This window comes from Delftia sp. DT-2, assembly GCF_028401915.1.
Classification (GTDB): domain Bacteria; phylum Pseudomonadota; class Gammaproteobacteria; order Burkholderiales; family Burkholderiaceae_C; genus Comamonas; species Comamonas tsuruhatensis.
In genome coordinates this window covers 97,805-107,408 of sequence record NZ_JAQOTI010000018.1, presented here as the reverse complement: position 1 = coordinate 107,408, position 9,604 = coordinate 97,805, and the positions used below count along the sequence as shown (strand labels likewise).

Here is a 9,604-nt window from a genome sequence, read left to right as displayed (position 1 = left end):
AAGGACTCCAAGGTGATCGTGGCGATCAACAAGGACCCCGAGGCACCGATCTTCTCGGTGGCCGACTACGGCCTGGAGGCCGACCTGTTCCAGGCCGTGCCCGAGCTGGTGCAGGCGCTGTAAGCGACCAAAGCTGAAAAATGAGGGGCACAAGGCCCCTCTTTTTCCGTCACGGATGCCGGGATGGCCCGCTGGTCATGGTTCGCGGCAACGACTACAACAACGGCTTTGGCCGCCAGCGGGTGCTGGCAATGGCATGAACCGAGAGGGAGATTGAAATGAAGATGATGCGCTTGCGCCTGGCCCGCACGGCCGTGGCCTTTGTCTGTGGCGCCATGGCGCTGGCCGCCGAGGCCAATGCCTGGGTGGTGGGGCAGGTGGCACCCATGTCGGGAGCCGGCGCGACGCAGGGCCGGGCCTATGCCCAGGGCATGCGCCTGTACTTCGACCAGATCAACAAGGCCGGCGGCGTGCAGGGCCAGCCCGTGCAACTGGTCACGGTGGACGATGTGGGCCACCCCGATGAAACCGTGGACAAGACCCGCAAGCTGCTGGACGAGTCCAAGCCCGTGGTGCTGGCCGGCTATTTCGGCAACCGCAACATGGCTTCGCTGCTGGACAGCAAGCTGCTCGACCAGTCCCAGATCTCCCTGGTGGGTTACCAGAGCACGGACACGCGGGTGCTGAGCCATCCCCAGATCTTCAGCACCCGCGCCAACCTGCCCGAGGAAATGGCCAAGATCGCCTCGCACCTGGCCACCGTGGGCATCACGCGCCTGGCCCTGCTGCATGACGAGCGCCCGGATGCCAAGGCCGTGGCTGAACTCGTGGACAAGGCGATTGCGCCTTCCAAGGCCAAGCTGGTGGTCAGCGCCTCGCTGAGCACGGGCAAGGGCGCCATGGACAAGGCCGTGTCCCAGTTGCAAAAGGCCCAGCCTTCGGCGCAGGCCGTGATGGTGGTGGCCTCCAGCCCCGTGACCTCGGCCTTCGTCGAGGCGTACCGCATGGCGGGCGGCACGGCCCAGATCTACGCGACGTCCGAAGCCGATATCGAGCAACTGGCCAAGCGCCTGCCCGTGGAGTTCATGAGCGGCCTGTCCATTGCCCAGGTCGTGCCCAGTCCCTACAAGGTGACCATGCGCCTGAACAAGGAGTTCAGGGACGCGGCCACCGCTGCCGGCAAGTCGCTGACCGTGCCGGTCAGCTACGCCATGATGGAAGGCTATGTGAACGCCCGCGTCATCGTGGAGGCCATGCGCCGCACCCAGCCGCTGACGCGCGAGAAGCTGGCCGCTTCGCTGCGCGGCCTGGACGCCTTCGATCTGGGCGGCTACTGGGTTACCTATCGTCCGGGCTCGCAGGCGGGCTCGAAATTCGTGGATTTGTCCATCGTCAACGCATCGGGCCGCGTCACGCAATAACGCAGCAATGCAGTAGTGCCGTGGCGGCGCGCCCGCTGTCCCAGGTCGCCGCGCGCTGCGCGCCGGCGGTCCAGGCTCTGTTCAGGAAGGTTCAACAATGACTTACTCGGCTCCCCTCAAAGACATGCTGTTCGCCATGGAGCATCTGGCGCAGATCGACCAGGTGGCGCAGTTGCCCGGTTTCGAGGAGGCTGGCCTCGAGACCGCCCAGGCCGTGCTGGAGGAATGCGCCAAGCTGTGCGAAGGCGTGGTGGCACCTCTGAACCTGCCGGGCGACGTGGCGCCTTCCAGCCTCAAGGACGGCGTGGTCACCACCACGGCGGGCTTCAAGCAGGCCTTTCGCCAGTACGCCGAAGGCGGCTGGCAGGGGCTGCAGCATCCGCAGGATTTTGGCGGCCAGGGCCTGCCCAAGACGATTGGCGCGGCCTGCGTGGAAATGCTCAACAGCGCCAACCTGAGCTTTGCGCTGTGCCCGCTGCTGACCGACGGCGCCATCGAGGCCCTGCTGACGGCCGGAAGCGATGAGCTCAAGGCCACCTATCTCGAGAAGCTGGTGACCGGCGAGTGGACCGGCACCATGAACCTGACCGAGCCCCAGGCCGGCTCCGACCTGGCCCTGGTGCGCACCAAGGCCGATCCGCAGCCCGATGGCAGCTACAAGGTCTTCGGCACCAAGATCTTCATCACCTATGGCGAGCACGACATGGCCGAGAACATCGTCCATCTGGTGCTGGCCCGCGTGGCCGGGGCGCCCGAGGGTGTCAAGGGCATCAGCCTGTTCGTGGTGCCCAAGTTCCTGGTCAACAAGGATGGCTCGCTGGGCGCGCGCAACGATGTGCACTGCGTGAGCATCGAGCACAAGATGGGGATCAAGGCCTCGCCCACGGCCGTGCTGCAGTACGGCGACAACGGGGGCGCCATCGGCTATCTGGTTGGCGAGGAAAACCGCGGCCTCGAATACATGTTCATCATGATGAACGCGGCCCGCTACGCCGTGGGCGTGCAGGGCATTGCCGTGGCCGAGCGCTCCTACCAGCATGCCGTGGCCTATGCCCGCGAGCGCGTGCAAAGCCGCCCCGTGGACGGCAGCGTCAAGGCCAGCGCCACCATCATCCACCACCCCGATGTGCGCCGCATGCTCATGACCATGCGCGCCTACACCGAGGGCTGCCGCGCCATGGCGGCCACGGCCGCCGCGGCCTACGACGCATCCCACCACCATGCCGATGCCCAGGTGCGCGAGGCCAATGCGGCCTTCTATGAATTCATGGTTCCCCTGGTCAAGGGCTACAGCACCGAGATGAGCCTGGAAGTCACCAGCCTGGGCGTTCAGGTGCACGGCGGCATGGGCTTCATCGAGGAGACGGGCGCCGCCCAGTACTACCGCGACGCCAAGATCCTGACCATCTACGAAGGCACGACCGCCATCCAGGCCAATGACCTGGTGGGCCGCAAGACGGCGCGCGATGGCGGCCAGACCGCGCTGGCCATTGCGGGCCAGATCGAGAAGACCGAGGCCGAGCTGGCCGCCAGCGGCACGCCCGAGGCACTGGCCGTGGCCCGCCAGCTGGCCGCCGCGCGCCAGGCTTTCGCGGAGGCGGTGCACTTCGTCTCGGGCCAGGCCAAGGCCGAGCCCAATGCCGTGTACGCCGGCAGCGTTCCCTACCTGATGCTGGCGGGCAACCTGGTGGCAGGCTGGCAGATGGGCCGCGCCCTGCTGGCGGCCGAGCAGCTGTTGCACAAGGGACAGGACGAGGCCTTCATGCGCGCGAAGATTGCGACGGCGCGCTTTTATGCCGAGCACATCCTCGTCAAGGCGGCGGGCCTGCGCGATGCCATCGTGCACGGCGCAGGCAGCGTGATGGCACTGCCCATGGACGCCTTCTGACCCGGCGCTTGCGCACGGCACAACGCAGACAGAGACACCGAGAACCAACGGAGACAACGCATGTCCAAGCTTCCCCCGGCGCTGAAGAAACTGGCCCTGCCAGTGATCGGCTCGCCGCTGTTCATCATCAGCAACCCCAAGCTCGTGATCGCCCAGTGCCAGGCCGGCATCGTGGGTTCCATGCCCGCGCTCAACGCGCGCCCGGCCGAGCAGCTCGAAGACTGGCTGGCCGAGATCACCGAGACCCTGGCCGCCTGGGACAAGGCCCATCCGGACCGGCCCTCGGCGCCGTTCGCCATCAACCAGATCGTGCACAAGAGCAATGACCGGCTCGAGCACGACATGCAGATGTGCGCCAAGTACAAGGTGCCCATCGTCATCACCAGCCTGGGTGCGCGCGAGGACGTGAACCAGGCCGTGCACAGCTGGGGCGGCGTGGTGCTGCACGACATCATCAACAACAAGTTCGCGCACAAGGCCATCGAAAAGGGGGCCGACGGCCTGATCGCCGTGGCGGCGGGCGCGGGAGGCCATGCGGGTGTCAAGAGCCCGTTCGCGCTGATCCAGGAGATCCGCGAATGGTTCGACGGCCCCGTGGCGCTGTCGGGCTCCATCGCCTCGGGCGGTGCCATCCTCGCGGCCCAGGCCATGGGTGCGGACTTCGCCTATATCGGCTCGGCCTTCATCGCCACGCATGAGGCGCGTGCGCACGACGCCTACAAGCAGGCCATCGTGGACGGCACGTCCGACGACATCGTCTACAGCAACCTGTTCACGGGCGTGCACGGCAACTACCTGGCGCCGTCCATCCGTGCGGCAGGCCTGGACCCCGACAACCTGCCCGAATCGGACCCCAGCAAGATGAACTTCGGCGGCGACGCCAAGAAGGCCTGGAAGGACATCTGGGGCTGCGGCCAGGGCATTGGCGCCATTCGCGAAGTCACGGGTGCGGGCGAGCTGGTGGAGCGTCTCAAGCGTGAATACAACCAGGCGCGCGACCGCCTGCTGTCCACCCCGTAAGGTCGGCAGAGCCCAGGACGGGCTCTTCTCCTACTCTGCCAGACGGCGCCTTCGGGCGCCGTTTTCTTTGGGTATTACCCACGCTGTGCGGGTCCGGTCCTCGAAGTTGTTTGCGCAAAACCCCTTGCGCACGCTTGACTGCTTCACTCGGCTTCCCCCTACGAGCGACTTGCCTGGAGCAAGTTTGTTTAGAATTCTTTGCGTAATTTCAGTAAATACTGAAATTACAGAATAAATGAACAAACCTTGTACCCCGTCATTGCCTGAGTTCCACCAGCTGGCGCGTCGTCCGATGGCGGGTACGGGGCGCCTGGTGCTGGCCTCGCTGCTGTGGCTGCCCCAGGCGGCGCTGCTGGCGCTGGCCGTGCAGTCCATGGCCGATGGCGCGGGCGCGGGCGTGGAGCCGCTGTGGCCACTGTGGCCACTGTGGCAGCTTGCGGCCGGCGTGGCACTGCTGGGCGGGTTGCGCGCCTGGTGCGATGCCAGCGGCACACGCCGCGCCAATCTGCAGGCACGCAGCCTGGTGAGCGCGCTGCGCGCGCAGGTGCTGCGCACGCTGGCGGGCACCTCGCCGCTGGACCGCCAGCGCGCGGCCTCGGGCCAGGCGGCCAGCGCCATGGCCGAGCAGGCCGAGGCCATCGTGCCCTGGCTGTCGCGCTACCAGACCGCCATGTGGCGCGTGCGCACCGTGCCGCTGGTGATTGCGCTGGCCGTGGCCAGCCAGAGCTGGGTGGTGGCGCTGATCCTGGTGGTGGCCGCGCCGCTGATCCCGCTGTTCATGGCCATCGTCGGCTGGCGCGCCAAGGCGGCCAGCCAGGCGCAGATGGTGGAGCTGGGCGGCATGAACGCCTTCCTGCTCGATCGCCTGCGCGGCCTGTCCACCCTGCGCGCCCTGGGCGCGGTGGATGCCACGGCGCAGCGGCTGCGCGCCAATGCCGAATCCCTGCGCGAACGCAGCATGCGCGTGCTGCGCATCGCCTTTCTGTCCTCCGCGGTGCTGGAACTGTTCTCGGCCCTGGGCGTGGCCATGGTGGCCGTCTACGTGGGGTTTCACCTGCTGGGCCATCTGCCCTTTGGCAGCTGGGGCCAGACACTGAGCCTGGGCCAGGCGCTGTTCGTGCTGCTGCTGGCGCCCAGCTTCTTCGATCCCCTGCGTGAGCTGTCTGCCGTCTGGCACGACCGCGCCAGCGGCGAGGCTGCGCTGCAGGCCCTGGGCGATCTGGGCCGCGATGCGCAGCCGCTGCCCGGCGCACTGGCTGCGCCCGGCAGGGCGGCCGGCCAGGCCTGCGCCCTGCACCTGGAGCAGGTGCGGCCCCAGGCGCCAGGCGGCGCGGTCACGCTGCCGGCGCTCACGCTGGACGTGCGGCCTGGCGAGCATGTGGCGCTGTGGAGCCCCAGCGGCAGCGGAAAGTCGCTGCTGCTGGCGCAGATTGCCGGCCTGCTGCCGGTGGCCGAGCCTGGGCGCATCCATATCGACGGCCAGCTGCTCGACGGCGAATCGGCCGGACGGCTGCGCGCGCGCATGGCCTGGATGGGGCAGAGCCCCCATGTGTTCGCCGGCTCGGTGGCCGAAAACCTCCGGCTGGGCCGCCCGGGATTCACCTTCGGCGAACTGCGCCAGGCCTTGCGGCTGGCCGGTCTGGGCAAGCTGGCCGAGGCCCGTGCCGGCGCCACGCTGGGCGAGGGCGGAGCCGGCCTGTCGGGCGGGGAGATCGTGCGCCTGGCCCTGGCGCGCCTGGCCCTGTCGCGCGATGCAGGCCTGCTGCTGGTCGATGAACCCACGGCCCACCTGGACCCGGCCACGGCCGCCCAGGTCACCGATGCCCTGCTGCAACTGGCGCGCGGGCGCACGCTGATCGTCGCCACCCACGATGCCGAGCTGGCCGCCGCCATGCACCGCGTGGTGGAGCTGGCGGGCCATGCCGCCCCGCAGGAGCTGGCCGCATGAAGCCCCGCTCCACCCTCCGGCCCGTGCTTGCCGCCCTGGCGCGCATGGCGCCCCGGCGCCTGTGGCTGGGTGGCGCGCTGCTGGCCCTGCTCACGGTGCTCATGGGCATGGCGCTGCTGGGCCTGTCGGGCTGGTTCATCACGGCCACGGCGCTGGCCGGGCTGCTGCCGGCCACGGCCATCGTTTTCGACGTCTTCATGCCCTCGGCCGGCATCCGCCTGCTGGCCCTGGGCCGCACGGGCACCCGCTATGCCGAACGGCTGGTCACCCATGACGCCACCCTGGCCGTGCTGGCCGCCCTGCGCGAGCGGCTGCTGCGCAGCTGGGCCACTCCCGCCGCCGCCCTGAGCCTGCGCCTGCGGCCCGCGCGCCTGCTGCAGCGGCTGACGGCCGACGTGGATGCGCTGGACAGCCTGTACCTGCGCCTGTTCGTCCCCTTGCTGGCCGCCACCGGTGCCACGCTGGTGGCCGCCCTGGCGCTGGGCCTGATGCGCTGGTGGCTGGGCCTGGCCTTGGCTGCGTGGCTGCTGGCCACGGGCCTGGGCAGCGCCCTGTGGCTGGCCCGCAGTGCGCGCCGGCCCGCCGTGCGCCGCGCGCTGGCGCTGGAGTCCCTGCGCGCCCGCACGGCCGACCTGGTGGCCGGGCAGGCGGAGCTGGCCATGGCCGGCACCCTGGCCGCGCATTGCGAACGCATTGCCGCCCTGGACGCCCGCGTGGCCGAGGCCGACGCCGCACTCCACGGCCTGGAGGCCCGAACCTCCTTCGTGCAAGGCCTGTGCGGCGCCCTGGCCCTGGCCGGTGTGCTGCTGGGCGTAGGCTGGCTGGCCGAGGCCGGCCTGCTGGGCGCCCCCGTGGCCGCGCTGGCCCTGCTGCTGGCGCTGACGGCCATGGAGCCCTTTGCGGCATTGCGCCGTGGCGCGCTGGAGGCCGGCCGCAGCTGGCTGGCCGCGCGCCGGCTGGCGCCTGCCCTGCGCGACGGCGCTGCGCAAGGCGCCTGCGAACCGGCGGCGCCCGGGCAGGGCTTGGCGGTTGAGCTGGAGCAGGTCGTGGCACCCCGTGCCGCCGTGCTGGCCCAGGACATCCGTATCGCCGAGGGCGAGCGTGTCGCCCTGCTGGGCGCCAGCGGCGCGGGCAAGACCACGCTGCTGTCCCTGATGGCCGGCGAGCTCCAGCCGCTGGCCGGCGCCGTGCGTGCCCGGCGCTGCACCTGGATGACGCAGCGCACCGAACTATTCGAGGACAGCCTGCGCGACAACCTTTTGCTGGCCTGCCCCCAGGCCGCCGAGGACACGCTGTGGGCGGCGCTGGAAGTCGCCGGGCTGGCCGGCGATGTGCGGGCCATGGCGCAGGGTCTGGACACGCGGCTGGGCGAGGGCGGGCTGGGCCTGTCCGGCGGCCAGGCACGGCGCCTGGCGCTGGCGCGGCTGCTGCTGAGCCCCGCGCGCTGCTGGCTGCTGGACGAAGTGACCGAAGGCCTGGATGCACGCACGGCCGCCGACCTGCTGGTGCGGCTGGACAGTGCAGCCCGGGGCCGCACCCTGGTGCTGGCCACCCACAAGCTGCGGGAGGCGCAACTGGCCGACCGGCTGCTGTGGGTGGAGCAGGGCCGCGTGGTGTCCGAGGCGCTGCGCGGCACACCGCCGTTCGAGGCGGCCCTGGCGCGCCTGCGGCAGGACGGCTGATCAAGGATTTCACCAAGTACCCCGAGAGAAAGGATCTCACCATGGACCTCGACATCGTCGATCTATCGCGGCTGCAGTTCGCGGTAACGGCGCTCTACCACTTCCTGTTCGTGCCGCTGACCATCGGCCTGGCCGTGATCATCGCCATCATGGAGACCGTCTTCGTGATGACGGGCCGCACCATCTGGCGCGACATGACGAAGTTCTGGGGCACGTTGTTCGGCATCAACTTCGCCATGGGCGTGGCCACGGGCATCGTGATGGAGTTTCAGTTCGGCATGAACTGGAGCTACTACAGCCACTACGTGGGCGACATCTTCGGCGCGCCGCTGGCCATCGAGGGGCTGATGGCCTTCTTCCTCGAAGCCACCTTCGTGGGCCTGTTCTTCTTCGGCTGGGACCGCCTGAGCAAGGTCGGTCACCTGGTGACCACCTGGTGCGTGGCCCTGGGCTCGAACTTCTCGGCGCTGTGGATCCTGATCGCCAACGGCTGGATGCAAAACCCCGTGGGCGCGGCGTTCAACCCGCAGACCATGCGCATGGAGGTCACCGACTTCTTCGCGGTGCTGACCAACCCCGTGGCCCAGGCCAAGTTCGTGCACACGGTCTCGGCAGGCTACGTGACGGCGGCCATCTTCGTGCTGGGCGTCTCGGCCTGGTATCTGCTCAAGGGCCGGCACATCCAGCTGGCGCGCCGCTCCATGACGGTGGCCACCTCGTTCGGCCTGGCCGCCGCGCTGTCGGTGGTGGTGCTGGGCGATGAAAGCGGCTACCTGTCGTCGGAGCACCAGAAGATGAAGCTGGCCGCCATCGAGGCCATGTGGGATACCGAGCCCGCACCGGCCGCCTTCACGGCCTTCGGTTTCCCCGACAAGGCCGCACGCGAGACGCACTACGCCGTGCACATTCCCTGGGTCATGGGCCTGATCGGCACGCGCTCGCTGACCACCGAGATCCCCGGCATCAACGACCTGGTCCAGCGCACCGAGCAGTACATCCGCAACGGCATCGAGGCCTATGGCGCGCTGGAGGCCATCCGCGCCGCCGGCCCCACGGGCCAGGTGCCGGCCGAGGCCAAGGCCGTCTTCGAGGACAAGGGCGGGCAACTGGGCTACGCGCTGCTGCTCAAGCGCTACGTGGACGACCCGCGCCAGGCCACGGACGCGCAGATCGCCCAGGCCGCCTGGGACACCGTGCCGGCCGTGGGGCCGCTGTTCTGGGCCTTCCGCATCATGGTGGGGCTGGGCATGTTCTTCATCGCGCTCACGGCGGCCTTCTTCTGGCTGTCGGTGCGGCGCAGGCTGGACGCCCATCCGTGGATGCTCAAGCTGGCCGTGATCGCCATTCCCCTGCCCTGGATCGCGGCCGAGTGCGGCTGGATCGTGGCCGAGGTGGGCCGCCAGCCCTGGATCATCGAAGGCGTGCTGCCCACGGCGCTGGCCGTCTCCAACCTGGGCGCGGGCACGCTGCTGCTGACGATTGCAGGCTTCATCGCCATCTACTCCGTGCTCTTCGTCATCGAGATGAAGCTCATGGTGAAGGCCATCCGCAAGGGACCGCAGGAGGAAAGCGCACCGCACCTGACCACCTACTTCCCTCTGATGCAAAAACTCGCCCGCGGGCAATGACCAAGGGAGATTGTCAC

Annotated in this window: 6 protein-coding genes and 1 pseudogene; all 7 read left to right on the top strand. The window is 69.2% G+C overall.

Features of this window, described 5'->3' with window-relative positions:
* Positions 1-123: pseudogene (locus PO605_RS26490) on the top strand (electron transfer flavoprotein subunit alpha/FixB family protein); the annotation flags it as partial.
* Between the two features lie 155 nt (positions 124-278).
* Positions 279-1,421, top strand: coding sequence for an ABC transporter substrate-binding protein (locus PO605_RS26485; protein ID WP_016450177.1), 1,143 nt, complete (start codon positions 279-281; stop codon positions 1,419-1,421).
* 97 nt (positions 1,422-1,518) lie between these two features.
* On the top strand, positions 1,519-3,309 hold the full coding sequence (locus tag PO605_RS26480) for an acyl-CoA dehydrogenase (protein ID WP_272207132.1): 1,791 nt from the start codon (positions 1,519-1,521) through the stop codon (positions 3,307-3,309).
* 60 nt (positions 3,310-3,369) lie between these two features.
* Positions 3,370-4,329, top strand: a complete 960-nt coding sequence (locus PO605_RS26475; protein ID WP_012204314.1) for an NAD(P)H-dependent flavin oxidoreductase — start codon at positions 3,370-3,372, stop codon at positions 4,327-4,329.
* A gap of 292 nt (positions 4,330-4,621) precedes the next feature.
* Positions 4,622-6,277, top strand: coding sequence for a thiol reductant ABC exporter subunit CydD (gene cydD, locus PO605_RS26470; RefSeq protein WP_272207134.1), 1,656 nt, complete (start codon positions 4,622-4,624; stop codon positions 6,275-6,277).
* On the top strand, positions 6,274-7,959 hold the full coding sequence (locus tag PO605_RS26465) for an amino acid ABC transporter ATP-binding/permease protein (protein WP_272207131.1): 1,686 nt from the start codon (positions 6,274-6,276) through the stop codon (positions 7,957-7,959). Before cydD ends, PO605_RS26465 begins: the two co-directional genes overlap by 4 nt.
* 41 nt (positions 7,960-8,000) lie before the next feature.
* Positions 8,001-9,587 carry a cytochrome ubiquinol oxidase subunit I gene (locus tag PO605_RS26460; protein WP_016450181.1) on the top strand — a complete coding sequence of 529 codons (1,587 nt, stop codon included), beginning with the start codon at positions 8,001-8,003 and terminating at the stop codon, positions 9,585-9,587.
* Positions 9,588-9,604 lie beyond the last annotated feature (17 nt).

Bases quoted from the DNA above. Each gene is read 5' to 3' on its own strand.
- PO605_RS26485 (WP_016450177.1), top strand. From the start codon at position 279: ATGAAGATGATGCGCTTGCGCCTGGCCCGCACGGCCGTGGCCTTTGTC.
- PO605_RS26480 (WP_272207132.1), top strand. From the start codon at position 1,519: ATGACTTACTCGGCTCCCCTCAAAGACATGCTGTTCGCCATGGAGCAT.
- PO605_RS26475 (WP_012204314.1), top strand. From the start codon at position 3,370: ATGTCCAAGCTTCCCCCGGCGCTGAAGAAACTGGCCCTGCCAGTGATC.
- cydD (WP_272207134.1), top strand. From the start codon at position 4,622: ATGGCGGGTACGGGGCGCCTGGTGCTGGCCTCGCTGCTGTGGCTGCCC.
- PO605_RS26465 (WP_272207131.1), top strand. From the start codon at position 6,274: ATGAAGCCCCGCTCCACCCTCCGGCCCGTGCTTGCCGCCCTGGCGCGC.
- PO605_RS26460 (WP_016450181.1), top strand. From the start codon at position 8,001: ATGGACCTCGACATCGTCGATCTATCGCGGCTGCAGTTCGCGGTAACG.